Here is a 26,734-nt window from a genome sequence, read left to right on the forward strand (position 1 = left end):
GTCGGGGTGTCATATTCAACGTGAGAAGTGTTGATGGTGATACCACGAGCTTTTTCTTCCGGCGCGTTATCGATCTGGTCGAATGCGCGAGCAGCACCGCCGTAGGTTTTAGCCAGTACGGTGGTGATTGCAGCGGTCAGAGTAGTTTTACCGTGGTCAACGTGGCCGATAGTACCAACGTTAACGTGCGGTTTTGTACGTTCAAATTTTTCTTTAGACACGGCTATATTCCTTACTATAGTGCTCTCCCCTTCAGGAGAGAGCACGGGACTTTGGTATTAACCCTTAGGCTTATTTACCACGGGCTTCAATTACGGCCTGAGCAACGTTACTCGGCGCTTCATCATACTTCAGGAATTCCATGGTGTATGATGCACGACCTTTGGTCAGAGAACGCAGCTGAGTTGCATATCCGAACATTTCAGACAGCGGTACTTCAGCGTGGATCTTAACGCCAGTAACTTCAGATTCCTGACCTTTGAGCATACCACGACGACGGCTCAAGTCACCGATAACGTCACCGGTGTTCTCTTCCGGAGTTTCTACTTCAACCTTCATGATCGGCTCAAGCAGAACTGGTTTCGCTTTCTTAAAGCCTTCTTTAAAGGCGATAGAAGCAGCCAGTTTAAACGCCAGTTCAGAGGAGTCAACGTCATGGTAAGAACCGAAGTGCAGACGAATACCCATGTCTACTACCGGGTAGCCTGCCAGCGGACCTGCTTTCAGCTGTTCCTGGATACCTTTATCAACGGCCGGGATGTATTCGCCAGGGATTACACCACCTTTAATGTCGTTGATGAACTCGTAGCCTTTCGGGTTTGAACCCGGCTCCAGCGGGTACATGTCGATAACAACATGACCATACTGACCACGACCACCAGACTGTTTCGCGTGTTTACCTTCAACATCGGTAACTTTCTGGCGGATAGTTTCACGGTAAGCAACCTGCGGTTTACCTACGTTCGCTTCAACGTTGAATTCACGCTTCATACGGTCAACGATGATGTCGAGGTGCAGTTCGCCCATACCCGCGATGATGGTCTGGTTAGATTCTTCGTCAGTCCATACACGGAAAGACGGGTCTTCTTTAGCCAGACGGCCCAGAGCCAGACCCATTTTTTCCTGGTCAGCTTTGGTTTTCGGTTCTACTGCGATGGAGATTACCGGCTCAGGGAATTCCATACGTTCCAGAATGATCGGCGCATCCGGGTCACACAGGGTGTCACCAGTGGTTACGTCTTTCAGACCGATTGCAGCAGCGATGTCGCCCGCGCGAACTTCTTTGATCTCTTCACGTTTGTTAGCGTGCATCTGAACGATACGACCGAAACGCTCACGTGCAGCTTTCACGGAGTTCAGAACGGTATCACCAGAGTTAACCACACCGGAGTAAACACGGAAGAAGGTCAGGTTACCAACAAACGGGTCGGTAGCGATTTTGAACGCCAGAGCAGAGAACGGCTCGTCATCACTTGCGTGACGTTCAGCCGGAGTATCTTTACCGTCGTCCAGGATACCGTTGATCGCAGGTACGTCAACCGGGGATGGCAGGTAATCAATTACCGCATCCAGCATCGCCTGAACACCTTTGTTCTTGAACGCAGAACCACAGGTTACCAGGATGATTTCGTTGTTCAGAACGCGCTGACGCAGAGCACCTTTAATCTCTTCTTCAGTCAGTTCTTCACCACCCAGGTATTTTTCCATCAGCTCTTCAGAAGCTTCAGCTGCGGATTCAATCAGGTACTGGTGCCATTCGTTAGCCAGTTCAACCATGTCTGCCGGGATATCTTCGTATTCGAAGGTTACGCCCTGGTCAGCGTCGTTCCAGTTGATAGCTTTCATTTTCACCAGGTCAACAACACCGGTGAAATGTTCTTCAGCACCAATCGCCAGCTGCAGCGGAACCGGGTTCGCGCCCAGACGGGTTTTGATCTGGTTAACAACTTTCAGGAAGTTCGCACCCATGCGGTCCATTTTGTTAACGAACGCAATGCGCGGAACTTTATATTTGTTTGCCTGACGCCATACGGTTTCAGACTGCGGCTGAACACCACCAACTGCGCAGTAAACCATTACCGCACCATCGAGAACACGCATGGAACGTTCTACTTCGATTGTGAAGTCAACGTGCCCCGGGGTGTCGATGATGTTGATGCGATGCGGCTCATACTGCTTAGCCATACCAGACCAGAATGCAGTAGTTGCAGCGGAAGTGATGGTAATACCACGTTCCTGCTCCTGCTCCATCCAGTCCATGGTTGCAGCGCCGTCATGAACTTCACCGATTTTATGGTTTACACCGGTGTAGAACAGAATACGTTCGGTAGTAGTGGTTTTACCGGCGTCGATGTGCGCACTGATACCGATGTTACGGTAGCGTGCGATGGGTGTTGTACGAGCCATTTGTTTCCTCGTTTATCTTTTAGGCGTTCAATTTAAGTAGCCCAAAGCGGGCTGCTTACTGGAAGCGCCCGCCTGGTGACTAAAACTCCGAAGGGATTACCAACGGTAGTGTGCGAACGCCTTGTTGGCTTCGGCCATACGGTGAACGTCTTCACGTTTCTTAACTGCAGTACCTTTGTTTTCTGCAGCATCGGAAAGTTCGTTCGCCAGGCGCAGAGCCATGGATTTATCACCGCGTTTACGAGCAGCTTCAACGATCCAACGCATTGCCAGAGCATTGCGACGAACCGGACGGACTTCAACTGGTACCTGATAAGTAGAACCACCAACGCGGCGAGACTTAACTTCTACAGTCGGGCGCACGTTTTCGAGAGCTACTTCGAATGCTTCCAGTTCAGATTTACCAGAACGCTGAGCCAGGGTCTCCAGCGCGCTGTATACGATAGATTCGGCAGTAGATTTTTTACCATCTACCATCAGGATATTTACAAATTTAGCCAGCAGTTCTGATCCGAACTTCGGATCCGGCAGAATTTTACGCTGACCAATGACGCGACGACGTGGCATGGAAATACTCCGTTGTTAATTCAGGATTGTCCAAAACTCTACGAGTTTAGTTTGACATTAATATAAAACGTTTGGCCTTACTTAACGGAGAACCATTAAGCCTTAGGACGCTTCACGCCATACTTGGAACGAGCCTGCTTACGGTCTTTAACGCCGGAGCAGTCAAGCGCACCACGTACGGTGTGGTAACGAACACCCGGGAGGTCTTTAACACGACCGCCACGGATCAGGATCACGGAGTGCTCCTGCAGGTTGTGACCTTCACCACCGATGTAGGAAGTCACTTCGAAACCGTTAGTCAGACGAACACGGCATACTTTACGCAGTGCGGAGTTCGGTTTTTTAGGAGTGGTAGTATATACACGAGTACATACGCCACGTTTTTGCGGGCATGCTTCCAGCGCAGGCACGTTGCTTTTTGCAACTTTGCGAGCACGTGGTTTGCGTACCAGCTGGTTAACTGTTGCCATTAAATAGCTCCTGGTTTTAGCTTTTGCTTCGTAAACACGTAATAAAACGTCCTCACACAATATGAGGACGCCGAATTTTAGGGCGGTGTCGAAAAGGTGTCAAGAAATATACAACGATCCCGCCGTCACCAGGCCATCTGACCGGTGTGCTTAACCGTAAGTCTGACGAAATCAGTATAGTCAATTCGGATGATATCGTTCGAAATTTGGCCATCCAAACCCCGGGCAATGAGATCTTCGTTCAGGGCATAGACTTTAATGGAGGCATTACGCAGACTTTCAAGGTAGCGATTACCGTCAACTGCGGCAATTACGCCATCCTGCAATAACAGCAGTTCGTCGCCCTCACCGAGCAGACGCAGCAACGCAGGGAAATCCGTCAGCCAGGGTGAGCGATGTAATGTGTGCAACATGTATGCCTCAAAATCTCAAAATAACATCGTAGTTGCCGAGTTCGCGGCGTAAGGCTTCTGCTTCGAGCGGGGTGGCTTCAACAACAAAGGGGGTCTGCGGATCTAACCCACGCTCACGTAGTGAAGCCGCACAAACCCAGCACTGTTCAATGTCATACAGCCCCAGCAGTTTAAAGGTGGCGATGTAATCACGCGCCAGCACCACATCGGGCCTTTGCCCAGGCAAAATTTGAAAAACACCATCGGCAATAAAGAAAACCGCGAGCTCGTCAGTTAATGCGGAGGTTGCGAGTAAAGCATCTAGTCCTTCACGACCAGCCGCTGTGCCGTGGGGGGCCGTAGAAAAGACAAACGCAATTCGTTTCATCAAAACTGTACCACCCTGTCACAGGTCAGTGAGGCTTCCGCCAGTGCACCCAGGCCGCTTAAGGTGAAGCCCGGCTGGAGATTAGCGGACGCCAGACCTAATCTTCCCGCTTCGGTTTCATCGACAATACCGCGGCGTAACGCTGCCGCCACGCAGATATTCAGCGCCACACCATGTTGCGTATTCAGTTGCTGCCAGCCACGCACAAGGTCAAATTCATCACTCGCCGGAGAGGTGAACTGGTTAGCGTTATAGACCCCTTCCCTATAGAAAAAGACGCTGCTTAACTCATGGCCTTCTGCTATCAGCGCCTGTGCGAACTGAAAAGCACTACTCGCCTGTTGCGTACCGTATGCTGGCCCGGTCACCACGATGGCAAAACGCATTACTTATCTTGCCCCTGGAAGTCACCGCTCTTGAACTGACGGATATAGAGATAAACAGTATGTTTGGAAATGTTGAGACGATCAGCAACCTGATTAATCGCATCCTTGATGTCAAAGATCCCTTTCTCGTAGAGATTCAGCACGATCTGGCGATTTTTAGCGTTATTAGAAACATTGCGATCGGCGTTCACTTCTTCAATGGTGAACTCCAGCGTTTGGGTAACCAGATCTTCAACAGAAGACGCAAAGTTGACGCTTGAGCCGACATCGGGAGTTTCAGGTGGCACAAAGGTGCTCATAATCTGCGAGAATGGCACATCAAGATTCATATTGATGCACAGCAGACCAATCACTCGCTGTTCACGGTTACGAATAGCAATCGTGAGCGACTTCATTAATACGCCACTTTTGGCACGAGTAAAGTAGCATTTAGAAACGCTGCTATCCGCTCCCGTCATGTCGTGCAACATACGCAGTGCCAGATCGGTAATTGGCGAGCCAATCTTCCGGCCTGTATGTTCGCCGTTGGCAATACGAATGGCTGAACATTTTAAATCCTGCAAAGAGTGCAAAACGATTTCACAGTGGGAACCAATGAGCATCGCTAACCCGTCCACCACCGCTTCGTAGGATTTCAGAATATCAAAATCGGTCTGGTCGAAAGGACGTTGATCCAGTAAATCCAACTCACTGGTTTCGTTCGTTAAAAGCGACCTGGACATGAAAAAAAACACTCCTTTTCAGGAGCCTGTCGTTAACTTTTCAGGGCAGGCTCATTAATGATGCGGGTAATTAAATTAATACAGCGGAGGTTCCGCTTTCCAGCACTAATTATATCCGGCCTGCAATAAAAAAACCGCCGCCTGGTCAGGCGGCGGTTTTTAATGCTTATTTTTTAGCAGAATCTGCTGCTTTAGCATCTGCTTCTGGCTTCGTATCAGCCTTCGGCGCTGGTTTCACATCCAGCAGTTCTACGTCAAATACCAGGGTAGAATTCGGTGGGATCCCCGGAACGCCCGCTTTGCCGTAAGCCAGCTCTGGTGGGATAACCAGTTTGATCTTACCGCCTTTCTTGATGTTCTTCAGACCTTCAGTCCAGCCCGGGATCACACCATCCAGACGGAAAGAGAGCGGTTCACCACGGGTGTAAGAGTTATCGAACTCTTTACCGTCGATCAACGTACCTTTGTAGTTCACTACAACAGTATCGCTGTCTTTCGGTGATTCGCCTTTACCGGCTTCCACTACCTGATAAACCAGGCCAGTTGAAGAGGTTTTCACACCTTTCTCTTTGGCAAATTTCTCGCGATACTCTTTACCTTTTACTTCGTTGTCAGCAGCATCTTTTTCCATCTTCGCCTGAGCGGAGGACTTCACGCGTGCTTCAAACGCTTGCAAAGTCTGTTCGATCTCTTGATCAGAGAGTTTGCTTTTATCAGCAAATGCATCCTGAACACCCGCGATTAGCTGATCTTTATCCAGTTTGATGCCCAGCTTTTCTTGTTCTTTCAGAGAATTGTCCATGTAACGACCGAGCGAAGCACCCAGCGCGTAAGCTGATTTCTGATCGTCATTTTTGAACGCTGCTTTGCTGTCAGCAGTTGCAGTTGGTTTCGCCGCTTCGGCAGCAAAAGTGATTGGTGCATGCAGGGCAACGGCCATTGTGGTCGCCAGCAGCGTTACTTTAAACAGTGATTTCATCCATATCTCCAGGATCGGGGCATCTCACCCCAGGGTTAACTATTATCAGAAGGGTACTATAAAGCGTTGTCGGATAAATCTACATACAGACACGCCCTATTATCATCTATTTTCAGACTCTTTTTGTTTAAATTAGTTTCGATGTCGCGAAATGAGTGCTGTCTCTGGCAGCAAAGTTAAGTAGAATCCGCAGCGATCATTCGACCAAAGAGGTGAATCATGCAGGATTTAACATTGGAAGCACGCCTGGCAGAACTGGAGAGCCGACTGGCTTTTCAGGAAATCACCATTGAAGAACTGAACGTCACGGTGACCGCTCATGAAATGGAGATGGCGAAACTGCGCGATCATCTGCGTCTGCTGACCGAGAAGTTAAAAGCCAGCCAGCCGTCGAACATCGCGTCGCAGGCTGAAGAAACGCCGCCGCCGCATTATTGAGGCAAAAAAAAGCGGGGAATCCCCCGCTTTTTTGTCACCTTTTCGGTATTAGTGGCAACCGCAACCACCGTTACCTTTACCACCACAGCAGCCTTCGCCACCGTGTTCATGACCGTGATCGTGGCCATGACCGCCGCAGCAACCGTCGTGGTCATGATCGTGGTGATGGTCGTGCGCGCCGTGAACGTGACCATGAGCCAGTTCTTCTTCAGTCGCTTCACGAATCGCCACAACTTCAACGTTGAATTTCAGGTTCTGGCCAGCCAGCATGTGGTTACCGTCAACCACGACGTGATCGTCTTCAACCGCAGTGATTTCAACCGGTACTGGACCCTGGTCGGTTTCAGCCAGGAAGCGCATACCTACCTGCAGTTCATCAACGCCCATAAATACGTCTTTAGGAACGCGCTGCACCAGGTTTTCATCGTACTGACCGTAAGCGTCGTTAGCGCCAACAGCTACATCAAATTTGTCGCCAACTTCATGACCTTCCAGCGCTGTTTCCAGGCCAGAGATCAGGGAACCGTGACCATGCAGGTAGTCCAGCGGCGCACTCACCGGAGACTCATCAACCAACACACCGTCTTCTGTACGTACCTGATAGGCCAGGCTGACCACCAGGTCTTTTGCTACTTTCATGATATCTCCTGAGCATGGGAAGAATAGTGGCGCAGATTGTAGCGGAATTCTGCAGCCGTGTACTCACTAGCTTAAAAAAACTCGAAGCATATCGCTAGTCCGGATGAAAAATCCCGATCACTTGCTCATCTTTGCGAACGTGATCGCGGGCTTCTTTATCGACTTCTCGCATCTGGTGTCCACACTTAACGCATTCAACAATATCAATATTATTTTCGCGCCACATCGCCATGGAATCTTGTGCCTGACAGGCCGGGCATTTTGCGCCCGCGATAAAACGTTTTCGGATTGCCATCTTTACCCTCTACTCAAATTCATCCCAGCCGTCCAGCTGGCGTCGTTCTTGTTGCATCTCACGCTGGAAAATCTCTTCCAGTTCGCGTCGGGCTTCCCTGGCGCGAGAAATTTGTACGGTGTCAGCATGCATCGGGATTAACTCCCGCAGCATTCGCATATCCAGGCGGCGAAAATGCAGTTGCGCGCGCTGCGCCTGATGCGGATGCATGCCAAGCGTGACCAGCGTTTTGCGCCCCAGCTCTAACGCACTGGAGAATGTTTCACGGGAAAACTGCGTCACTCCCGCCTGTAATAACTCATGCGCCTCTACACGTCCGCGCGCTCGCGCAAGAATATGCAAATGCGGAAAGTGCTGTTGGCATATTTCCACCAGCTTCATGGTGTCTTCCGGTTCGTTACAGGTGATGACGATAGACTCTGCGGCCTCTGCGCCTGCAGAACGCAACAGGTCAACTTGCGTGGCGTCGCCGTAATAAACTTTGTAGCCATATTTGCGCATCAGGTTAACGGCACTGATGTCCCGCTCCAGCACGGTAATGCGCATTTTATTCGCCATCAGCAAACGACCAATCACCTGTCCAAAACGTCCGAAGCCCACGACAATCACCTGCGGTTTATCATCGTTTACCCACGGTTTTTCATCCTCTTCTTCCGGGGCGTTGAACTGGCGGGATAGCCATTTATCCACCAGCTTCATCAGCAGCGGCGTGGTCATCATGGAAAGCGTAACCGTCACCAGCAACAGTGCCATCTGGTCACCCTGAAACAGCCGTTGCGAAGAAGCCGTAGAAAAGAGGACAAAGGCAAACTCGCCGCCCTGGCTCAACACGCCAGCAAACTGCATCCGCTCGGAACTGCGCACGCCATACAGCCGCGCCAGCAGATACAGCACGAGAATTTTCACCGCCACCAACACAATAACGCTTAACACCACCCACAGCAGATGGGTATAAAGCACCCCGAGGTTGAGCGACATCCCGACTGAGATAAAAAATAGCCCGAGCAGCAACCCCTTAAATGGATCGATAGCCGTTTCAAGTTCGTGGCGATATTCGCTTTCCGCCAGCAACACGCCCGCAATAAACGTACCGAGCGCCATCGACAGCCCCAGCGCATCCATAAATAACGCGGAACCCAGCACCAGCAATAACGTCGCGGCGGTGAACACTTCTCGCACGCCTGAAGCCGCAATAAAGCGGAATACCGGACGCAGCAAATAGCGCCCACCAATCAGCATGCCGACAAACGCCAGCACCTTCATACCGACTGTCATCCAGTCGAAATGTTCGTCTGCCGATCCCGCCAATAGCGGCACTAATGCCAGCGCCGGGATCACCGCCAAATCCTGAAACAGCAGTACCGAAAACCCGAGCTGACCAGATTCGCTGCGATTCATCCCTTTTTCGCGCATCAGTTGCAGCGCCATTGCGGTTGAGGACATCGCAAGGCCAATGCCCCCCACCACTGCAGCCTGCCAGGCAAAATTGGTCAGCATTAATAACCCTGCCAGCAACGCCGCACTTAACAGCACCTGCGCCGCGCCTACGCCAAAGATAGAGCGCCGCAATTGCCAGAGTTTGGAGGGATTCAACTCCAGCCCGATGATAAACATCAGAAATACCACGCCGAGTTCCGAAAAGTGGAGGATCTCATCGACGTCGCTAATAAACCCCAGTCCCCACGGGCCAATCGCAATTCCAGCCAGCAAATATCCCAACACAGCGCCAATGCCCAGCCGCGATGCCAACGGCACCGCAGCCACCGCCGCGAAGAGAAACAGCACTCCCGCCAGTAAAAAATCGGAACCTTCCATCAGCGGCCTCCCACGAGAATCGGATTTGCCAGCCAGTCACCGTAGGCTCTGGCGTGACTTGCCAGCTCCTGTGCGCTTTGCCGTCTCGCCCAGTAAATAATGATGGGGCTTAACCAGTGCATCCGGCACATGCCCGCAGCCAGTTCAAAGGGGCGTAGTACATCGCTCATCGGATAGCGATTCAACGCATCATAGCGGTAGGCGCTTTCCGGCTCGCCGGTGGTGATCACGCTGCGCCAGTACTTTCCCGCCAGTTGATTTCCTCCTGGCCCACTGGCAAAACCGCGGCTCAATACCCGATCCAGCCATTCTTTGAGTAACGCCGGGCAACTGTAGGTATAAAGAGGATGCTGAAAAACAATCACCTCGTGCTCACGCAGTAACGCCTGCTCACGGGGGATATCAATAAAAAAATCGGGGTAGTGCGCGTAAAGGTCGTGCACGGTAACATTGCTGAGCTGCGTGGCCGGTTTAAGCAGTACCCGGTTTGCCACCGAGTCCTGAGATTCCGGATGGGCATACAGCAGCAAAACTTTCGCTGGCTGAGACATCATCCCCCTCCCGGTATGGTTTTTGTGTATAGTCGCTGTTTTGGGCTACCATTGCGCCCGGTGCGGCAGCTCGCCCATACATTACATTATCATAATGATAAGTTAACATAGTCTGAACATACGGCGCCTTATGATTGTTTTCTCCTCGTTACAAATTCGTCGCGGCGTGCGCGTCCTGCTGGATAATGCCACCGCCACCATCAACCCCGGCCAGAAAGTCGGCCTGGTGGGTAAAAACGGCTGCGGTAAATCTACCCTGCTGGCATTGCTGAAAAATGAAATCAGCGCCGACGGCGGCAGCTACACCTTTCCGGGAAGCTGGCAACTGGCGTGGGTGAATCAGGAAACACCGGCGCTACCGCAAGCGGCGCTGGAATATGTCATTGACGGCGACCGCGAATATCGCCAACTGGAAGCGCAGCTCCACGACGCCAACGAACGTAACGACGGGCACGCCATCGCCACCATTCACGGCAAGCTGGATGCTATCGACGCATGGAGTATTCGCTCCCGCGCCGCCAGCCTGCTGCACGGCCTCGGTTTCAGCAACGAACAACTGGAGCGCCCGGTGAGTGATTTCTCCGGTGGCTGGCGTATGCGTCTTAACCTCGCCCAGGCGCTGATTTGCCGTTCAGACTTGCTGCTGCTCGACGAACCAACTAACCACCTCGATCTCGATGCCGTTATCTGGCTGGAAAAATGGTTGAAGAGCTATCAGGGCACGCTGATCCTGATCTCCCACGACCGTGACTTCCTCGATCCAATCGTCGATAAAATCATTCATATCGAACAGCAAAACATGTTCGAGTACACCGGCAACTACAGCTCGTTTGAAGTGCAGCGCGCCACTCGCCTGGCGCAGCAACAGGCGATGTACGAAAGCCAGCAAGAGCGCGTGGCGCATCTGCAAAGTTATATCGATCGTTTCCGTGCTAAAGCCACCAAAGCAAAACAAGCACAGAGCCGCATTAAGATGCTCGAGCGCATGGAGCTGATTGCCCCCGCGCACGTCGACAACCCGTTCCGCTTTAGCTTCCGCGCGCCGGAAAGCCTGCCTAACCCGTTGTTGAAGATGGAAAAAGTCAGTGCGGGCTATGGCGATCGGATTATTCTCGACTCAATCAAACTGAATCTGGTCCCCGGTTCGCGCATTGGTTTGTTAGGCCGCAACGGCGCGGGCAAATCGACATTAATCAAACTGTTAGCCGGTGAACTTGCGCCAGTCAGCGGTGAAATTGGCCTGGCGAAAGGGATCAAACTCGGCTACTTCGCCCAGCATCAACTGGAATACCTGCGCGCCGACGAATCGCCTATTCAGCATCTGGCGCGTTTAGCGCCGCAGGAGCTGGAGCAAAAACTGCGTGACTACCTCGGCGGCTTTGGTTTCCAGGGCGATAAAGTAACCGAAGAGACGCGCCGTTTCTCCGGTGGTGAAAAAGCGCGTCTGGTGCTGGCATTGATAGTCTGGCAGCGCCCGAATCTGTTGCTGCTCGACGAACCGACTAACCACCTTGATCTCGACATGCGCCAGGCACTCACCGAAGCGTTGATCGAGTTTGAAGGCGCGCTGGTTGTCGTTTCGCACGACCGCCATTTACTGCGTTCCACCACTGACGATCTCTATCTGGTTCACGATCGTAAAGTCGAACCGTTCGACGGCGATCTGGAAGATTATCAACAATGGTTGAGCGACGTACAAAAGCAGGAAAACCAAACCGACGACGCGCCAAAAGAGAACGCTAACAGCGCCCAGGCGCGTAAGGATCAGAAGCGTCGGGAAGCAGAACTGCGTGCGCAAACCCAGCCGCTACGTAAAGAGATCGCCCGTCTGGAAAAAGAGATGGAGAAGCTGAACGCGCAACTGGCACAGGCGGAAGAAAAGCTGGGTGACAGCGAACTGTACGACCAGAGCCGTAAAGCGGAACTGACCGCCTGCCTGCAACAACAAGCGAGCGCCAAATCCGGCCTGGAAGAGTGCGAAATGGCGTGGCTGGAAGCCCAGGAGCAACTGGAACAGATGCTGCTGGAAGGCCAAAGCAACTGATGGCGCAGATAACGACGACCGATGTCAATGAATTCAGCAGCAGTACTGAATTCATCCCCATGCGCGGCTTTAGCAATTGCCATCTACAAACCATGCTGCCGCGTCTGTTTCGTCGTCAGGTGAAATTCACTCCGCACTGGCAGCGGCTGGAGTTGCCCGACGGCGACTTTGTCGATCTCGCGTGGAGTGAAGATCCCACACAAGCGCAGCATAAACCGCGTCTGGTGGTGTTTCATGGTCTGGAGGGCAGTCTGAATAGCCCTTATGCCCACGGCCTGGTTGATGCGGCGAAAAAACGCGGCTGGCTGGGTGTGGTGATGCATTTTCGCGGATGCAGCGGTGAACCTAACCGCATGCACCGCATTTACCATTCGGGCGAAACCGAAGACGCCAGTTGGTTTTTACGCTGGCTGCAACGTGAGTTTGGCCATGCGCCAACGGCTGCCGTCGGCTATTCGCTTGGTGGCAATATGCTGGCATGCCTGCTGGCCAAAGAAGGTAATAATGTCCCGATTGATGCGGCGGTGATTGTCTCCGCGCCGTTTGTGCTGGAAGCCTGTAGTTACCATATGGAAAAGGGCTTTTCCCGCGTTTATCAGCGTTACCTGGTGAATCTGTTAAAAGCCAATGCTGCGCGTAAACTGAAGGCGTACCCCGGAACACTGCCAATAGATCTCGCTCAGTTGAAGTCGGTGCGCCGCATCCGCGAATTTGACGATCTGATCACCGCCAAAATTCACGGCTACGCCGACGCTATCGACTATTATCGTCAGTGTAGCGCCATGCCGCTGCTCAATCGGATCGTCAAACCGACGCTGATTATTCACGCCAAAGACGATCCGTTTATGGATCATCAGGTGATCCCGAAACCAGAAAATCTTCCTCCGCAAGTAGAGTATCAACTGACTGAACATGGCGGTCATGTTGGTTTTATTGGCGGTACATTATTTCACCCACAAATGTGGCTGGAGTCACGCATTCCTGACTGGTTAACAACGTATCTGGAGACGAAATCATGTTGATTCCCTGGCAAGACATCTCCCCTGAAACGCTGGAAAATTTAATTGAAAGCTTTGTGTTACGTGAAGGCACCGATTATGGTGAACAAGAGCGTACGCTTGAACAGAAAGTCGCCGACGTCAAACGACAGCTACAGTGCGGAGAAGCGGTACTGGTCTGGTCGGAACTGCACGAAACGGTCAATATCATGCCGCGCAGTCAGTTTCGCGAATAACCTGCAACCGTCGGCGGACGAAATAATAATGATAACCAGGTCATGGAGTTACTATGTCTGCCAAACATCCGGTCATTGCGGTAACAGGATCCAGCGGCGCGGGGACCACCACCACCAGCCTCGCGTTTCGTAAAATATTCGCGCAGTTAAATCTGCATGCAGCCGAGGTGGAAGGCGACAGTTTTCACCGTTATACCCGCCCGGAAATGGATATGGCGATCCGCAAGGCGCGCGATGCCGGGCGGCATATCAGCTACTTCGGCCCCGAAGCCAACGACTTCGGCCTGCTGGAACAAACCTTTATTGAATACGGCCAGAGCGGCAAAGGGAAATCACGCAAATACCTGCATACCTACGACGAAGCCGTACCGTGGAATCAGGTGCCAGGCACATTCACCCCGTGGCAGGCGCTACCGGAACCCACCGATGTGCTGTTTTATGAAGGTTTGCACGGTGGCGTGGTCACACCACAACATAACGTCGCGCAGCATGTAGATTTACTGGTAGGCGTAGTGCCTATCGTTAACCTGGAGTGGATTCAAAAGCTTATCCGCGACACCAGCGAGCGCGGACACTCACGAGAAGCGGTGATGGACTCGGTTGTGCGTTCAATGGAAGACTATATCAACTACATCACGCCGCAGTTTTCCCGCACCCATCTAAACTTCCAGCGCGTCCCCACCGTCGACACTTCAAACCCCTTCGCCGCAAAAGGCATTCCATCGCTGGATGAAAGCTTTGTGGTGATTCATTTTCGTAATCTGGAGGGGATCGATTTCCCCTGGCTGCTGGCGATGTTGCAAGGTTCGTTCATTTCCCACATCAATACATTAGTGGTGCCGGGAGGCAAAATGGGTCTGGCAATGGAGTTAATTATGCTGCCGCTGGTGCAACGACTGATGGAAGGGAAGAAAATCGAGTAACTTCACCAATAAGCCGGATAAAATACTATCCGGCATCACAACGGGGTAGTTAAATCACGCAGCAACCACTTCATAAGAGTGGGTAATATTCACCGCTTTTTCCAGCATCAGCGCCACTGAACAATATTTCTCAGCAGAGAGATCCACCGCACGCGCAACCGCTGCATCCTTCAAGTCGCGACCGGTGACGATAAAATGCAAATTGATATGGGTAAACAGGCGCGGTGCCTCTTCGCGGCGTTCAGAGGTCAGTTTTACTTCACAATCGACCACATCCTGACGCCCCTTCTGCAGGATAGAAACCACATCAATGGCGCTACAGCCACCCGCCGCCATCAGCACCATTTCCATCGGACTTGGCGCTTTATCGCCAGAGTTACCATCCATTAAAATCTGGTGACCAGAGGCGGATTCGCCCAAAAAAGTTAACCCTTCAACCCACTTTACACGCGCTTGCATAATCGGAACTCCATTGCGTCAGTTTTCCTGACAGAGTACGCGTACTGACCAAATCGCGCAACGGAAGGCGACCTGGGTCATGCTGAAGCGAGACACCAGGAGACACAAAGCGAAAGCTATGCTAAAACAGTCGGGATGCTACAGTAATACATTGATGTACTGCATGTATGTAAAGGACGTCACATTACCGTGCAGTTCAGTTGATAGCCCCTTCCCAGGTAGCGGGAAGCACATTTCGGCAATCCAGAGACAGCGGCGTTTTCTGGCTCTGGAGAAAGCTTATAACAGAGGATAACCGCGCATGGTGCTTGGCAAACCGCAAACAGACCCGACTCTCGAATGGTTCTTGTCTCATTGCCACATTCATAAGTACCCATCCAAGAGCACGCTTATTCACCAGGGTGAAAAAGCGGAAACGCTGTACTACATCGTTAAAGGCTCTGTGGCAGTGCTGATCAAAGACGAGGAGGGTAAAGAAATGATCCTCTCCTATCTGAATCAGGGTGATTTTATTGGCGAATTGGGCCTGTTTGAAGAAGGCCAGGAACGTAGCGCATGGGTACGTGCAAAAACCGCCTGTGAAGTAGCTGAAATTTCCTACAAAAAATTTCGTCAATTAATTCAGGTGAACCCGGATATTCTGATGCGTCTCTCCGCGCAAATGGCGCGTCGTCTGCAAGTCACTTCAGAGAAAGTCGGAAACCTTGCGTTCCTCGACGTTACAGGTCGCATCGCGCAGACACTGCTGAATCTGGCGAAACAACCCGATGCAATGACTCACCCGGACGGTATGCAAATTAAAATTACCCGTCAGGAAATTGGTCAAATTGTCGGCTGTTCTCGTGAAACCGTAGGGCGCATTCTGAAGATGCTGGAAGATCAGAACCTGATCTCCGCACACGGTAAAACCATCGTCGTTTACGGCACTCGTTAATCCCGTCGGAGTGGCGCGTTACCTGGTAGCGCGCCATTTTGTTTAACCCGATGTGGCGCAGACTGATTTATCATCCTGATATCAACTATGCACTACGACAAACTCTGGTGCTATGTTTGCCCGTGGCCGTTGGTCTGTTGTTTGGCGAATTAAGACTCGGCCTGCTGTTTTCACTCGTCCCTGCCTGTTGCAACATTGCGGGGCTTGATACCCCCCATAAACGTTTTTTCAAACGCCTGATTATTGGCGCGTCGCTGTTTGCTACCTGTAGCTTACTGACACAGCTGCTGTTGGAAAAAGATATCCCCCTACCCTTTTTGCTGACCGGGTTAACGCTGGTACTTGGCGTCACTGCCGAGCTTGGGCCATTGCACGCAAAATTGCTTCCCGCATCGTTACTCGCCGCCATTTTTACACTCAGTCTGGCGGGATATATGCCGGTCTGGGAACCGTTGCTCATCTACGCGTTAGGCACGCTCTGGTACGGACTGTTTAACTGGTTCTGGTTCTGGCTCTGGCGCGAACAGCCCCTACGCGAGTCACTTAGTCTGCTCTACCGTGAACTGGCTGATTACTGTGAAATCAAATACAGTCTGCTCACTCAGCATACCGATCCCGAAAAAGCACTCCCGCCACTGCTGGTACGCCAGCAAAAAGCGGTCGATTTGATTACCCAGTGCTATCAGCAAATGCACATGCTTTCCGCGCAAAATAATACCGATTACAAGCGAATGTTGCGCATTTTTCAGGAAGCACTGGATTTACAGGAACATATTTCGGTCAGTTTGCATCAACCTGAAGAGGTGCAAAAGCTGGTCGAGCGTAGCCATGCAGAAGAAGTTATCCGCTGGAATGCGCAAACCGTCGCCGCTCGCCTGCGCGTGCTGGCTGATGACATTCTTTACCATCGCCTGCCGACGCGTTTTACGATGGAAAAGCAAATTGGCGCACTGGAGAAAATCGCCCGCCAGCATCCGGATAACCCTGTGGGGCAATTCTGCTACTGGCACTTCAGCCGCATCGCTCGTGTGCTGCGTACCCAGAAACCGCTTTATGCCCGCGATCTGCTGGCGGATAAGCAGCGACGAATGCCGTTACTTCCGGCGCTAAAAAGTTATCTTTCCCTGAAATCGCCAGCACTGCGTAATGCCGGACGACTGAGTGTGATGTTAAGCGTTGCCAGTTTGATGGGGACCGCGCTACATCTGCCGAAGTCGTATTGGATCCTGATGACGGTGTTGCTGGTGACACAGAATGGTTACGGCGCGACCCGTCTGAGGATTGTGAATCGCTCCGTGGGGACCGTGGTCGGGTTAATCATTGCGGGCGTGGCGCTGCACTTTAAAATTCCCGAAGGTTACACCCTGACGTTGATGCTGTTTACCACGCTCGCCAGCTATCTGATATTGCGCAAAAACTACGGCTGGGCGACAGTCGGCTTTACCATTACCGCGGTGTATACCCTGCAACTGTTGTGGCTGAACGGCGAGCAATACATCATTCCCCGTCTTATCGATACCATTATTGGTTGTTTGATTGCCTTCGGCGGCACGGTATGGCTGTGGCCGCAGTGGCAGAGTGGTTTATTGCGTAAAAACGCCCATGACGCCTTAGAAACCTACCAGGAAGCGATTCGTCTGATCCTGAGTAAAGATCCACAACCTACGCCGCTGGCCTGGCAGCGAATGCGGGTAAATCAGGCACATAACACTCTGTATAACTCATTAAATCAGGCGATGCAGGAACCGGCGTTTAATAGCCATTATCTGGCAGACATGAAACTGTGGGTAACGCACAGTCAGTTTATTGTTGAACATATTAATGCCATGACCACGCTGGCGCGGGAGCACCGGGCATTGCCGCCGGAGCTGGCGCAGGAGTATTTACAGTCTTGTGAAATCGCTATTCAACGCTGTCAGCAGCGGCTGGAGTATGACGAACCGGGTAGTTCTGGTGACGCCAATATCATAGACTCGCCAGAGATGCTGCCGCACGAAGGCGCGGCTGGTACCCTGGAACAGCATTTACAACGGGTTATTGGCCATCTAAATACGATGCACACCATTTCAGCGATGGCCTGGCGGCAGCGACCGCATCACGGGATTTGGTTGAATCGGAAGTTACGAGATTCGAAGGCGTAATATCATCATTGCCAGAAGCAAACCGTAGGTCGGATAAGGCATTCACGCCGCATCCGACACCCTTTGCCTGATGCGACGCTTACCGCGTCTTATTTACGCCCCAACCACCTTCGCCACCGCACTGGCAAAACGTTGCATCCCTTCATCAATATCCGCATCTTCCACCACCAGCGACGGCGCAAAACGCATCACATCCGGCCCGGCGTTCAGCACCATTACGCCAGCCTCGGCGCCCGCATAGAGGAAATCACGCGCCCGACCTTTATACTGTGGCTTAAGCTCTGCGCCAATCAACAACCCCATACCACGAACATCACTGAACACATCGTACTGCTGATCTATCTTCTGCAAATGGTCAACAAAACGCTGGCGTTTCGCGTGAATGCCTTCCAGCACTTCAGGGGTATTGATGATATCAAAGGCCGCCCCCGCCACCGCACAGGCCAGCGGGTTACCGCCGTAGGTGGAACCGTGAGAACCAGGATGAAACGCAGAAGCAATCTCCGCCGTGGTCAGCATAGCGCTAATCGGGAAGCCGCCGCCTAGCGCTTTCGCAGAGGTCAAAATATCTGGCGTCACGCCGTAGTGCATATAGGCAAACAGATCGCCGGTCCGCCCCATTCCGCATTGCACTTCATCAAACACCAATAATGCCTGATGCTGATCGCACAACTCACGCAAGCCCTGCAAAAACTCTGGCGTCGCCGCCGTCACGCCGCCCTCACCCTGAATCGGCTCAACCACCACCGCGCAGGTGTGATCGTCCATCACGGCTTTCACTGCGTGGAGATCGTTAAAAGGCACGTGGATAATGTCTGCCGGTTTTGGCCCAAAGCCGTCGGAATATTTCGGCTGCCCACCGACAGAAACGGTAAACAACGAGCGACCATGAAAGGCATTATGGAAGGCGATGATTTTGGTTTTGAACGGGCTATGACGCACACAGGCGTAGTGACGCGCCAGTTTAAAGGCGGTTTCGTTGGCTTCCGTACCGGAGTTCATAAACACCACGCGTTCGGCAAAAGTCGCCTCAATCAGTTTGCGCCCAAGACGCAGTGCCGGTTCATTGGTGAAGACGTTGCTGATATGCCACAAGGTTTCCCCCTGGGTTTTTAACGCTTCCACCAGCGCAGGATGGCAATGGCCCAGCGCCGTCACCGCAATGCCACCCGCGAAATCGACGTACTCTTTGCCTTGCTGATCCCAGACTCGGCTGCCCTGACCTTTTACCGGAATAAACTCCGCCGGTGCATAAATCGGCAGGATCACTTCATCGAAAGTCGCGCGTATAATTGCTGCTTGTTCAGTTGCCATCTCATGATCACCCTGTTACGCATAAACTAATGTGAAATTATAATCACAAAATATGCATAAAAAATCACTAGATAGCAACCAGAAATCAGCGATGCAGGAAATTCGCCAGCAGTTGATGCCCTTGCTCGCTGAGAATGCTTTCCGGATGGAACTGCACCCCTTCAAGATCCCACTGGCGATGACGAATCCCCATAATCTCTCCGGTTTCGCTCCATGCAGTCACGTCAAAGCACTCTGGCAATGAGTCAGGTTCTACCACCAGCGAATGGTAGCGTGTCACGGTGAGTGGATTTGCCAGCCCCTGGAATACGCCCTGGCCGTTATGCGTAATCGGTGAAGTTTTGCCGTGCATAACCTTTGCGGCGCGCACGACATTGCCGCCAAAAGCCTGCGCCATCGCCTGATGACCGAGGCAGACGCCAAGAATCGGCAAGCGCCCGGCGTAGTGGCGAATAGTCTCAAGGGAGATCCCGGCTTCATCGGGCGTACAGGGTCCAGGCGAGATGACTATTTTCTGTGGATTAAGGCTGTCGATATCCGCCAGTGTCAACGCATCGTTGCGCTTAACCAGCACATCGGCCCCCAGTTCACAAAAGTACTGGTAGAGGTTCCAGGTGAAAGAATCGTAGTTATCAATAAGCAGGATCATGGCGGCTCCGGTACGAAAGAACCGCGCTATTTTACTCAGATTCCCCGGCTTCGCTTACCACTTTACTAAATATCGTCTGCAGAGCCGTAAGGTCGCCCATTGCCCCATTCTGATTCGCCTGATTCCAGGCCTCTTCATCAATACCTTGCCAGTTCAGTTGATAGCCAGCATGAATCGCCAGTTGCTCGAAGAAGATCCGCTGTGCCAGGCCGCTTCCCGCACGGAATGGATGCAGGACGTTGATTTCACAATAGTAGTGCGCCAGCCGCTCGACGAACTTCGCGTTCTCAAGGCCAACCAGATAACCTTCTTCTTCCAAATCCTGCATCAGGGCATTGCCCTCTTTTTCGATATAGGCAAAGTGGCAGAACGGCGTATCGCCCTGATAAATATCGACTTCGCGCAGTTGCCCCGCCCAGTCGAAAATATCCTGATACAGCTGGCGGTGAATAGCACGCAAATGCGGTAAACCGCGTACCAGCGGACCAAGCTCAATGGTCGCGGCACGCAGCGCCGTCATTTCGTAAGCAGCCTGCTCAAGCCGCTGCTGCTGGTGAATGTTCAGTCGATTACGCATGATATCAAGGCCGGGATAGAGATACGGGTCGCGCCCTTCGCCGAATTTATCGCTCATAATGCCTCCTCAGCTCTTCAATGCGTGCTAAAGCCTCTGCGGCAGTAAGAGTGACTAATGGCATCTCGACGCCTTCAAGACGGCGACTGGCCTGGAAATTACGATTACGCTGAAGCTCCCAGAGACGGGACTTTTGCTTATCGGTGAGTTTCTTCACTTGATGCCTCCCTGAACGTGTCCGTTTGCCACAAGTATAAGCGGCAAATCCAGGTTACGCCGGGAGAGCAGAGGCGCGGACAAGATTGCCCGCGCGAGAAATCCTTACGGCAGGACTTTAGCAGAAAGGATAACTACTGGTTTTGACGGCACATTCTGGTACGGGCCAACGTCATGGGTCGGCACCTGGGAAATCTTGTCAGCAACATCCATGCCTTTCACCACTTTCCCAAACACCGCGTAACCGAAATCACGCTGACCGTGGTCGAGGAAGGCATTGTCGGCTACGTTGATAAAGAACTGACTGGTGGCGCTGTCTTTGTCCGCAGTACGCGCCATAGCAATAGTGCCACGTGTATTGCGCAGACCGTTATCAGCCTCATTTTTGATCGGCGGATTCGGTTTTTTCTGCTGCATCTGCTCGGTAAATCCACCGCCCTGAATCATAAAGCCCGGGATCACCCGGTGAAAAGTGGTGTTGTTATAAAAGCCGCTGTTCACATAATCGACGAAATTTTGCACTGATACTGGCGCTTTCTGACTATCCAGCTCCAGTTCGATATTACCAGCAGAGGTTGTTAACAATACGTGCGGATCCCCTTTCGCTGCCATTGCTTCAGGTGAGAGAGCAGAAAGAGCGAAAACAGCTACAACAGCTGCCAGGGTCGATTTGAACATGAGATTTCCTTAACTGTGCAGAAAAAAAGCAAGTGGAGAGATTCTAAATAGCCTTCAATGACAAGGCCATTCCTTTACCTAATTTTACGTACTTGAAATATATGTAACCTGATGATCACTTATATTCCGTGATCAGAATCACTTTAAATATTGCAAATTAGCAACCGTTTGCAATTTGATATTTAAACAGATCACAAAATCACCTAAAATCGCCCGCTCGCGGCATATCCACTATGCCATTTTATCTTTAAACGCAGGCCAATCATGACTAACAGCAATCGCATCAAGCTCACATGGATTAGCTTTCTCTCCTACGCACTGACCGGTGCGTTGGTTATTGTCACCGGGATGGTGATGGGAAATATCGCCGATTATTTCAATCTGCCTGTTTCCAGTATGAGTAACACCTTCACCTTCCTCAATGCCGGCATTTTAATCTCAATCTTCCTCAACGCCTGGCTGATGGAAATCGTCCCGTTGAAAACGCAGTTACGTTTTGGCTTTCTCCTGATGGTGCTGGCGGTTGCTGCTTTGATGTTCAGCCACAGCCTGGCGCTTTTCTCGGCAGCGATGTTCATTCTCGGGGTGGTCAGCGGCATCACCATGTCGATTGGTACATTCCTGGTAACACAAATGTACGAAGGGCGTCAGCGCGGTTCTCGCCTGTTATTTACCGACTCCTTCTTCAGTATGGCCGGGATGATTTTCCCAATGATCGCCGCGTTTCTGTTGGCGCGTAGCATTGAGTGGTACTGGGTTTATGCCTGCATCGGGCTGGTGTACGTCGCTATCTTTATTCTGACCTTCGGCTGTGAATTCCCGGCACTGGGTAAACATGCGCCAAAAACTGACGCTCCGGTAGCGAAAGAGAAATGGGGGATCGGCGTGCTGTTTCTTTCTATTGCGGCGCTGTGCTACATCCTCGGTCAGTTAGGTTTTATCTCCTGGGTGCCGGAATATGCCAAAGGCCTCGGTATGAGCCTGAACGACGCAGGTACGCTGGTAAGCAACTTCTGGATGTCGTACATGGTTGGCATGTGGGCATTCAGCTTTATTCTTCGCTTCTTTGATCTGCAACGCATTCTGACCGTACTGGCTGGGCTGGCCGCAATTCTGATGTATGTCTTTAACACTGGAACACCAGCACACATGGCATGGTCCATTCTCGCTCTGGGCTTCTTCTCCAGCGCAATCTATACCACTATCATCACCCTGGGTTCCCAGCAGACCAAAGTACCGTCACCAAAACTGGTTAACTTCGTACTTACCTGCGGGACCATCGGCACCATGTTGACCTTTGTGGTTACCGGACCGATTGTTGAACATAGCGGTCCGCAGGCGGCACTGCTTACCGCAAACGGTCTGTACGCTGTCGTCTTTGTGATGTGCTTCTTGTTAGGTTTTGTCAGCCGTCACCGTCAGCATAACACCCTGACCTCTCATTAATTGCTCATGCCGGGCGGCGCTATCGTCGTCCGGCTTTTTCTTCTCTTCCACCGCAGCGTGCCTTCATCTCTATAAAACCTTTCATTTTGTCTGTTTTTTACACAAACATGAAATGTCAGACAATTCCGTGACTTAAGAAAATTTATACAAATCAGCAATATACCACTTAAGAGGTATATAAAGGTGAATTTGATTTACATCAATAAGCGGGGTTGCTGAATCGTTAAGGTAGGCGGTAATAGAAAAGAAATCGAGGCAAAAATGAGCAAAGTCAGACTCGCAATTATCGGTAACGGTATGGTCGGCCATCGCTTTATCGAAGATCTTCTTGATAAATCTGATGCGGCCAACTTTGATATTACCGTTTTCTGTGAAGAACCGCGCATCGCTTATGACCGCGTACACCTCTCGTCTTACTTCTCTCACCACACCGCCGAAGAGCTGTCGCTGGTGCGCGAAGGCTTTTACGAGAAACACGGCATTAAAGTTCTGGTCGGCGAACGCGCCATCACCATCAACCGTCAGGAGAAGGTGATCCACTCCAGCGCCGGGCGTACCGTTTATTATGACAAGCTGATCATGGCGACCGGTTCCTATCCGTGGATCCCGCCGATCAAAGGTTCTGATACTCAGGACTGCTTTGTCTACCGCACCATTGAAGACCTCAACGCTATTGAGTCTTGCGCCCGTCGCAGCAAGCGCGGTGCCGTTGTTGGCGGCGGCCTGTTAGGTCTGGAAGCCGCTGGCGCACTGAAAAACTTAGGCATCGAAACCCACGTTATCGAATTTGCCCCAATGCTGATGGCGGAACAGCTTGATCAGATGGGCGGCGAGCAGCTGCGTCGCAAAATCGAAAGCATGGGTGTGCGCGTTCACACCAGCAAAAACACCCTTGAGATTGTGCAGGAAGGCGTTGAAGCGCGTAAAACTATGCGTTTTGCCGACGGTAGCGAGCTGGAAGTCGACTTTATCGTCTTCTCTACCGGTATCCGTCCGCGCGATAAACTGGCAACCCAGTGTGGTCTGGACGTTGCTCCGCGTGGGGGTATCGTCATTAATGATTCCTGCCAGACTTCCGATCCGGATATCTACGCTATCGGTGAATGCGCAAGCTGGAACAACCGTGTATTTGGTCTGGTAGCGCCAGGCTACAAAATGGCGCAGGTCGCCGTTGACCACATTCTCGGCAGCGAAAACGCCTTTGAAGGTGCTGACCTTAGCGCCAAGTTGAAACTGCTGGGCGTGGACGTTGGCGGTATTGGCGATGCGCATGGTCGTACACCAGGCGCTCGTAGCTATGTTTACCTCGACGAAAGCAAAGAGATCTACAAACGCCTGGTTGTCAGCGAAGACAACAAAACGCTGCTCGGTGCGGTACTGGTAGGCGATACCAGCGACTACGGCAACCTGCTGCAACTGGTATTGAATGCTATCGAACTGCCGGAAAACCCGGATTCTCTGATCCTGCCAGCGCACTCTGGTAGCGGTAAGCCGTCTATCGGTGTAGATAAACTGCCGGACAGCGCACAAATCTGCTCCTGCTTCGACGTCACTAAAGGCGACCTGATTGCTGCCATCAACAAAGGCTGCCACACCGTTGCGGCGCTGAAAGCCGAAACCAAAGCTGGTACTGGCTGCGGCGGTTGTATCCCACTGGTAACTCAAGTGCTGAACGCAGAACTGGCGAAACAGGGTATCGAAGTTAACAACAACCTGTGCGAACACTTTGCGTACTCGCGCCAGGAACTGTTCCATTTGATCCGCGTTGAAGGCATTAAAACCTTCGAAGAACTGCTGGCGAAACACGGCAAAGGCTACGGTTGTGAAGTCTGTAAGCCAACCGTCGGTTCACTGCTGGCCTCCTGCTGGAACGAATACATTCTGAAGCCGGAACATACTCCGCTGCAGGATTCTAACGACAACTTCCTCGCTAACATCCAGAAAGACGGCACCTACTCGGTGATCCCGCGCTCTCCGGGCGGTGAAATCACCCCGGAAGGACTGATGGCAGTAGGTCGTATCGCGCGTGAATTTAATCTCTACACCAAAATCACTGGTTCCCAGCGTCTGGCGATGTTTGGCGCACAGAAAGACGATCTGCCGGAGATCTGGCGTCAGCTGATTGAGGCAGGCTTCGAAACCGGTCATGCCTATGCGAAAGCACTACGTATGGCGAAAACCTGTGTGGGTAGCACCTGGTGCCGCTACGGCGTTGGTGACAGCGTCGGCCTCGGTGTGGAACTGGAAAACCGCTACAAAGGCATCCGTACTCCGCACAAAATCAAGTTTGGTGTCTCTGGTTGTACCCGCGAATGTTCAGAAGCCCAGGGCAAAGACGTGGGTATCATCGCCACCGAAAAAGGCTGGAACCTGTACGTTTGCGGTAACGGCGGCATGAAACCGCGTCATGCGGATCTGCTGGCAGCGGATATCGATCGCGAAACGCTGATCAAATATCTCGACCGCTTCATGATGTTCTACATCCGTACCGCCGACAAACTGACGCGTACCGCACCGTGGTTAGAAAACCTCGAAGGCGGCATTGATTACCTGAAAGCGGTGATCATTGACGACAAACTGGGGCTGAACGCACATCTGGAAGAAGAGATGGCGCGCCTGCGTGAAGCGGTAGTGTGTGAGTGGACTGAAACGGTCAATACGCCGTCTGCGCAGACTCGCTTCAAACACTTCATCAACAGCGACAAGCGTGACCCGAACGTACAGATGGTGCCAGAGCGCGAACAGCACCGTCCGGCAACGCCGTATGAACGTATCCCGGTAACTCTGGTGGAGGACAACGCATGAGCCAGTGGAAAGACATCTGCAAAATCGATGACATCCTGCCTGAAACCGGCGTCTGCGCGCTGTTAGGTGACGAGCAGGTCGCGATTTTCCGCCCGTATCACAGCGACCAGGTGTTTGCGATCAGCAACATCGATCCGTTCTTCGAATCCAGCGTGCTGTCACGTGGGCTGATTGCGGAACATCAGGGCGAGCTGTGGGTTGCCAGCCCGCTGAAAAAACAGCGTTTTCGCTTAAGCGACGGCTTGTGCATGGAAGACGAACAGTTTTCCGTCAAGCATTACGAAGCACGAGTGAAAGACGGCGTAGTACAGCTACGCGGTTAATGTTTTAACGGGAGGCGCAATGCCTCCCCTTTTTGCATTGTCCTGTAATGGCCTTCGGTATATTGCAGGACATTTTTTAAACTCTTTGTTTTATTTTTTGTTTTTACTTTTTTAAGGATAATCAAATGTTTACAGACACTATTAATAAGTGTGCGGCTAACGCTGCGCGCATTGCACGCCTGTCGGCAAATAACCCGCTCGGCTTTTGGGTCAGCTCCGCCATGGCGGGCGCGTATGTGGGTCTTGGGATCATCCTGATTTTCACACTCGGTAATTTGCTCGATCCGTCCGTACGCCCTCTGGTGATGGGCGCGACCTTTGGTATCGCCTTAACACTGGTGATTATTGCCGGTTCTGAGCTGTTTACTGGACACACTATGTTCCTCACCTTTGGGGTAAAAGCGGGCACCATCAGCCACGGGCAAATGTGGGCAATCCTGCCGCAAACCTGGCTGGGTAACCTGGTCGGTTCCGTCTTTGTTGCCATGCTTTATAGCTGGGGTGGCGGTAGCCTGCTGCCGGTAGATACCAGCATCGTTCACTCCGTGGCGCTGGCCAAAACCACCGCACCGGCAATGGTGTTGTTCTTTAAAGGCGCATTGTGTAACTGGCTGGTTTGCCTGGCAATCTGGATGGCGCTGCGCACTGAAGGTGCGGCGAAATTTATTGCTATCTGGTGGTGTCTGCTGGCGTTTATTGCGTCCGGCTACGAACACTCCGTTGCCAACATGACACTGTTCGCACTCTCCTGGTTCGGCAACCACAGCGAAGCCTACACGCTGGCAGGTATTGGTCATAACCTGCTGTGGGTGACGCTGGGTAATACTTTATCGGGCGCCGTATTCATGGGATTGGGTTATTGGTATGCTACGCCTAAAGCGAATCGTCCGGTTGCGGACAAATTTAATCAAACTGAAACGGCTGCTGGTTAATTACTAAGGGGTTT

30 protein-coding genes are annotated in these 26,734 nt (G+C 52.0%); 11 read left to right on the top strand and 19 right to left on the bottom strand.

Translation table 11 applies throughout. The features are described from left to right. The 9 genes from H9644_RS14340 to fkpA form a co-directional block, all read right to left on the bottom strand. A partial coding sequence (locus H9644_RS14340) for a GTP-binding protein (RefSeq protein ID WP_000031665.1) occupies nt 1–221 on the bottom strand: 221 nt, incomplete at its 3' end. Nucleotides 222–291: 70 nt separating this feature from the next. After that, entirely contained in the window at nt 292–2,406 is a 2,115-nt protein-coding gene (fusA, locus tag H9644_RS14345; protein WP_064527527.1) for an elongation factor G, read from the bottom strand. A 96-nt stretch (nt 2,407–2,502) separates the two neighbouring features. Further along, on the bottom strand, nt 2,503–2,973 hold the full coding sequence (rpsG, locus tag H9644_RS14350) for a 30S ribosomal protein S7 (protein ID WP_001138043.1): 471 nt from the start codon (nt 2,971–2,973) through the stop codon (nt 2,503–2,505). 95 nt (nt 2,974–3,068) lie between these two features. Further along, nucleotides 3,069–3,443: a 30S ribosomal protein S12 gene (rpsL, locus tag H9644_RS14355; protein WP_000246815.1), complete on the bottom strand. Its 375-nt coding sequence runs from the start codon at nt 3,441–3,443 to the stop codon at nt 3,069–3,071. 125 nt (nt 3,444–3,568) lie between these two features. Further along, on the bottom strand, nt 3,569–3,856 hold the full coding sequence (tusB, locus tag H9644_RS14360) for a sulfurtransferase complex subunit TusB (protein ID WP_191775074.1): 288 nt from the start codon (nt 3,854–3,856) through the stop codon (nt 3,569–3,571). Nucleotides 3,857–3,863: 7 nt separating this feature from the next. Beyond that, nucleotides 3,864–4,223, bottom strand: coding sequence for a sulfurtransferase complex subunit TusC (tusC, locus tag H9644_RS14365; protein ID WP_064527530.1), 360 nt, complete (start codon nt 4,221–4,223; stop codon nt 3,864–3,866). Continuing rightward, the gene (tusD, locus tag H9644_RS14370; RefSeq protein WP_191775076.1) at nt 4,223–4,609 is read right to left on the bottom strand and encodes a sulfurtransferase complex subunit TusD; all 387 of its coding nucleotides are present in this window, start codon (nt 4,607–4,609) and stop codon (nt 4,223–4,225) included. The genes tusC and tusD overlap by 1 nt, the downstream gene beginning before the upstream one ends. Then, nucleotides 4,609–5,331, bottom strand: coding sequence for a helix-turn-helix transcriptional regulator (locus H9644_RS14375; protein ID WP_000091466.1), 723 nt, complete (start codon nt 5,329–5,331; stop codon nt 4,609–4,611). The genes tusD and H9644_RS14375 overlap by 1 nt, the downstream gene beginning before the upstream one ends. Before the next feature lie 166 nt (nt 5,332–5,497). Continuing rightward, complete coding sequence (fkpA, locus tag H9644_RS14380) at nt 5,498–6,310, bottom strand: FKBP-type peptidyl-prolyl cis-trans isomerase (RefSeq protein ID WP_064527533.1); 813 nt, start codon at nt 6,308–6,310, stop codon at nt 5,498–5,500. A gap of 219 nt (nt 6,311–6,529) precedes the next feature. On the opposite strand from fkpA, the gene H9644_RS14385 reads away from it, so the two are divergent. Then, complete coding sequence (locus H9644_RS14385; protein ID WP_064527535.1) at nt 6,530–6,748, top strand: protein SlyX; 219 nt, start codon at nt 6,530–6,532, stop codon at nt 6,746–6,748. Between the two features lie 48 nt (nt 6,749–6,796). Here H9644_RS14385 and slyD read toward each other — a convergent pair whose 3' ends face one another. The 4 genes from slyD to kefG all read right to left on the bottom strand — a co-directional run bounded on the left by slyD (nt 6,797) and on the right by kefG (nt 10,048). Next, on the bottom strand, nt 6,797–7,387 hold the full coding sequence (slyD, locus tag H9644_RS14390) for a peptidylprolyl isomerase (protein ID WP_000861334.1): 591 nt from the start codon (nt 7,385–7,387) through the stop codon (nt 6,797–6,799). A gap of 94 nt (nt 7,388–7,481) precedes the next feature. Further along, nucleotides 7,482–7,682 (bottom strand): YheV family putative zinc ribbon protein, encoded by a 201-nt coding sequence (locus H9644_RS14395; protein WP_001007734.1) that lies wholly within the window; start codon nt 7,680–7,682, stop codon nt 7,482–7,484. A 9-nt stretch (nt 7,683–7,691) separates the two neighbouring features. After that, nucleotides 7,692–9,497: a glutathione-regulated potassium-efflux system protein KefB gene (gene kefB, locus H9644_RS14400; protein WP_064527537.1), complete on the bottom strand. Its 1,806-nt coding sequence runs from the start codon at nt 9,495–9,497 to the stop codon at nt 7,692–7,694. Continuing rightward, the gene (gene kefG / locus H9644_RS14405) at nt 9,497–10,048 is read right to left on the bottom strand and encodes a glutathione-regulated potassium-efflux system ancillary protein KefG (protein ID WP_191775191.1); all 552 of its coding nucleotides are present in this window, start codon (nt 10,046–10,048) and stop codon (nt 9,497–9,499) included. The genes kefB and kefG overlap by 1 nt, the downstream gene beginning before the upstream one ends. Before the next feature lie 130 nt (nt 10,049–10,178). Here kefG and H9644_RS14410 point away from each other — a divergent pair, with 130 nt between their 5' ends. Genes H9644_RS14410 through H9644_RS14425 form a run of 4 tightly spaced genes read left to right on the top strand, consistent with a single transcriptional unit; the run spans nt 10,179 to nt 14,249 of the window. Then, nucleotides 10,179–12,092: an ABC transporter ATP-binding protein gene (locus H9644_RS14410; protein WP_000634783.1), complete on the top strand. Its 1,914-nt coding sequence runs from the start codon at nt 10,179–10,181 to the stop codon at nt 12,090–12,092. After that, nucleotides 12,092–13,114: a hydrolase gene (locus H9644_RS14415; protein ID WP_191775078.1), complete on the top strand. Its 1,023-nt coding sequence runs from the start codon at nt 12,092–12,094 to the stop codon at nt 13,112–13,114. Before H9644_RS14410 ends, H9644_RS14415 begins: the two co-directional genes overlap by 1 nt. Then, entirely contained in the window at nt 13,108–13,326 is a 219-nt protein-coding gene (locus tag H9644_RS14420) for a YheU family protein (RefSeq protein ID WP_064527543.1), read from the top strand. Before H9644_RS14415 ends, H9644_RS14420 begins: the two co-directional genes overlap by 7 nt. A gap of 53 nt (nt 13,327–13,379) precedes the next feature. Continuing rightward, a complete protein-coding gene (locus tag H9644_RS14425) occupies nt 13,380–14,249 on the top strand; it encodes a phosphoribulokinase (RefSeq protein ID WP_191775081.1) in 870 nt (289 codons plus the stop codon). 54 nt (nt 14,250–14,303) lie between these two features. Here H9644_RS14425 and H9644_RS14430 read toward each other — a convergent pair whose 3' ends face one another. After that, on the bottom strand, nt 14,304–14,708 hold the full coding sequence (locus H9644_RS14430; RefSeq protein ID WP_001148908.1) for an OsmC family protein: 405 nt from the start codon (nt 14,706–14,708) through the stop codon (nt 14,304–14,306). A 301-nt stretch (nt 14,709–15,009) separates the two neighbouring features. Here H9644_RS14430 and crp point away from each other — a divergent pair, with 301 nt between their 5' ends. Both crp and H9644_RS14440 read left to right on the top strand, forming a co-directional pair. Then, nucleotides 15,010–15,642, top strand: a complete 633-nt coding sequence (crp, locus tag H9644_RS14435) for a cAMP-activated global transcriptional regulator CRP (RefSeq protein ID WP_000242755.1) — start codon at nt 15,010–15,012, stop codon at nt 15,640–15,642. 50 nt (nt 15,643–15,692) lie between these two features. After that, on the top strand, nt 15,693–17,783 hold the full coding sequence (locus H9644_RS14440; RefSeq protein WP_064527547.1) for a YccS/YhfK family putative transporter: 2,091 nt from the start codon (nt 15,693–15,695) through the stop codon (nt 17,781–17,783). 93 nt (nt 17,784–17,876) lie between these two features. Here H9644_RS14440 and argD read toward each other — a convergent pair whose 3' ends face one another. From argD to ppiA, 5 genes are all read right to left on the bottom strand, one after another. Then, nucleotides 17,877–19,097: a bifunctional acetylornithine/succinyldiaminopimelate transaminase gene (gene argD, locus H9644_RS14445; protein WP_191775083.1), complete on the bottom strand. Its 1,221-nt coding sequence runs from the start codon at nt 19,095–19,097 to the stop codon at nt 17,877–17,879. Between the two features lie 85 nt (nt 19,098–19,182). After that, nucleotides 19,183–19,746, bottom strand: a complete 564-nt coding sequence (pabA, locus tag H9644_RS14450; RefSeq protein ID WP_191775085.1) for an aminodeoxychorismate synthase component 2 — start codon at nt 19,744–19,746, stop codon at nt 19,183–19,185. Nucleotides 19,747–19,777: 31 nt separating this feature from the next. Beyond that, the gene (locus H9644_RS14455; protein ID WP_191775087.1) at nt 19,778–20,380 is read right to left on the bottom strand and encodes a putative adenosine monophosphate-protein transferase Fic; all 603 of its coding nucleotides are present in this window, start codon (nt 20,378–20,380) and stop codon (nt 19,778–19,780) included. Continuing rightward, nucleotides 20,370–20,537, bottom strand: a complete 168-nt coding sequence (locus H9644_RS14460; RefSeq protein ID WP_130221404.1) for a YhfG family protein — start codon at nt 20,535–20,537, stop codon at nt 20,370–20,372. Before H9644_RS14460 ends, H9644_RS14455 begins: the two co-directional genes overlap by 11 nt. 104 nt (nt 20,538–20,641) lie before the next feature. Continuing rightward, entirely contained in the window at nt 20,642–21,214 is a 573-nt protein-coding gene (gene ppiA / locus H9644_RS14465; RefSeq protein ID WP_064527557.1) for a peptidylprolyl isomerase A, read from the bottom strand. A gap of 264 nt (nt 21,215–21,478) precedes the next feature. On the opposite strand from ppiA, the gene tsgA reads away from it, so the two are divergent. From tsgA to nirC, 4 genes are all read left to right on the top strand, one after another. After that, the gene (gene tsgA, locus H9644_RS14470; RefSeq protein ID WP_191775089.1) at nt 21,479–22,660 is read left to right on the top strand and encodes an MFS transporter TsgA; all 1,182 of its coding nucleotides are present in this window, start codon (nt 21,479–21,481) and stop codon (nt 22,658–22,660) included. A gap of 261 nt (nt 22,661–22,921) precedes the next feature. Continuing rightward, nucleotides 22,922–25,465 carry an NADPH-nitrite reductase large subunit gene (gene nirB / locus H9644_RS14475; protein WP_105289372.1) on the top strand — a complete coding sequence of 848 codons (2,544 nt, stop codon included), beginning with the start codon at nt 22,922–22,924 and terminating at the stop codon, nt 25,463–25,465. Next, the gene (gene nirD, locus H9644_RS14480) at nt 25,462–25,788 is read left to right on the top strand and encodes a nitrite reductase small subunit NirD (RefSeq protein ID WP_000084764.1); all 327 of its coding nucleotides are present in this window, start codon (nt 25,462–25,464) and stop codon (nt 25,786–25,788) included. Before nirB ends, nirD begins: the two co-directional genes overlap by 4 nt. Nucleotides 25,789–25,913: 125 nt before the next feature. Further along, nucleotides 25,914–26,720, top strand: coding sequence for a nitrite transporter NirC (gene nirC / locus H9644_RS14485; protein WP_064527560.1), 807 nt, complete (start codon nt 25,914–25,916; stop codon nt 26,718–26,720). Nucleotides 26,721–26,734 lie beyond the last annotated feature (14 nt).

This window comes from Escherichia whittamii (assembly GCF_014836715.1).
In the GTDB taxonomy this organism is placed as follows: Bacteria; Pseudomonadota; Gammaproteobacteria; order Enterobacterales; family Enterobacteriaceae; genus Escherichia; species Escherichia whittamii.

Coding starts and splice junctions, on each gene's coding strand:
- fusA (WP_064527527.1), bottom strand. CDS start 2,406: ATGGCTCGTACAACACCCATCGCACGCTACCGTAACATCGGTATCAGT.
- H9644_RS14395 (WP_001007734.1), bottom strand. CDS start 7,682: ATGGCAATCCGAAAACGTTTTATCGCGGGCGCAAAATGCCCGGCCTGT.
- ppiA (WP_064527557.1), bottom strand. CDS start 21,214: ATGTTCAAATCGACCCTGGCAGCTGTTGTAGCTGTTTTCGCTCTTTCT.
- nirB (WP_105289372.1), top strand. CDS start 22,922: ATGAGCAAAGTCAGACTCGCAATTATCGGTAACGGTATGGTCGGCCAT.
- H9644_RS14430 (WP_001148908.1), bottom strand. CDS start 14,708: ATGCAAGCGCGTGTAAAGTGGGTTGAAGGGTTAACTTTTTTGGGCGAA.
- rpsG (WP_001138043.1), bottom strand. CDS start 2,973: ATGCCACGTCGTCGCGTCATTGGTCAGCGTAAAATTCTGCCGGATCCG.
- H9644_RS14420 (WP_064527543.1), top strand. CDS start 13,108: ATGTTGATTCCCTGGCAAGACATCTCCCCTGAAACGCTGGAAAATTTA.
- tsgA (WP_191775089.1), top strand. CDS start 21,479: ATGACTAACAGCAATCGCATCAAGCTCACATGGATTAGCTTTCTCTCC.
- rpsL (WP_000246815.1), bottom strand. CDS start 3,443: ATGGCAACAGTTAACCAGCTGGTACGCAAACCACGTGCTCGCAAAGTT.
- kefG (WP_191775191.1), bottom strand. CDS start 10,048: ATGTCTCAGCCAGCGAAAGTTTTGCTGCTGTATGCCCATCCGGAATCT.
- slyD (WP_000861334.1), bottom strand. CDS start 7,387: ATGAAAGTAGCAAAAGACCTGGTGGTCAGCCTGGCCTATCAGGTACGT.
- H9644_RS14440 (WP_064527547.1), top strand. CDS start 15,693: ATGTGGCGCAGACTGATTTATCATCCTGATATCAACTATGCACTACGA.
- tusC (WP_064527530.1), bottom strand. CDS start 4,223: ATGAAACGAATTGCGTTTGTCTTTTCTACGGCCCCCCACGGCACAGCG.
- H9644_RS14375 (WP_000091466.1), bottom strand. CDS start 5,331: ATGTCCAGGTCGCTTTTAACGAACGAAACCAGTGAGTTGGATTTACTG.
- tusD (WP_191775076.1), bottom strand. CDS start 4,609: ATGCGTTTTGCCATCGTGGTGACCGGGCCAGCATACGGTACGCAACAG.
- argD (WP_191775083.1), bottom strand. CDS start 19,097: ATGGCAACTGAACAAGCAGCAATTATACGCGCGACTTTCGATGAAGTG.
- H9644_RS14415 (WP_191775078.1), top strand. CDS start 12,092: ATGGCGCAGATAACGACGACCGATGTCAATGAATTCAGCAGCAGTACT.
- nirC (WP_064527560.1), top strand. CDS start 25,914: ATGTTTACAGACACTATTAATAAGTGTGCGGCTAACGCTGCGCGCATT.
- H9644_RS14455 (WP_191775087.1), bottom strand. CDS start 20,380: ATGAGCGATAAATTCGGCGAAGGGCGCGACCCGTATCTCTATCCCGGC.
- crp (WP_000242755.1), top strand. CDS start 15,010: ATGGTGCTTGGCAAACCGCAAACAGACCCGACTCTCGAATGGTTCTTG.
- tusB (WP_191775074.1), bottom strand. CDS start 3,856: ATGTTGCACACATTACATCGCTCACCCTGGCTGACGGATTTCCCTGCG.
- nirD (WP_000084764.1), top strand. CDS start 25,462: ATGAGCCAGTGGAAAGACATCTGCAAAATCGATGACATCCTGCCTGAA.
- pabA (WP_191775085.1), bottom strand. CDS start 19,746: ATGATCCTGCTTATTGATAACTACGATTCTTTCACCTGGAACCTCTAC.
- H9644_RS14425 (WP_191775081.1), top strand. CDS start 13,380: ATGTCTGCCAAACATCCGGTCATTGCGGTAACAGGATCCAGCGGCGCG.
- fkpA (WP_064527533.1), bottom strand. CDS start 6,310: ATGAAATCACTGTTTAAAGTAACGCTGCTGGCGACCACAATGGCCGTT.
- kefB (WP_064527537.1), bottom strand. CDS start 9,497: ATGGAAGGTTCCGATTTTTTACTGGCGGGAGTGCTGTTTCTCTTCGCG.
- H9644_RS14410 (WP_000634783.1), top strand. CDS start 10,179: ATGATTGTTTTCTCCTCGTTACAAATTCGTCGCGGCGTGCGCGTCCTG.
- H9644_RS14385 (WP_064527535.1), top strand. CDS start 6,530: ATGCAGGATTTAACATTGGAAGCACGCCTGGCAGAACTGGAGAGCCGA.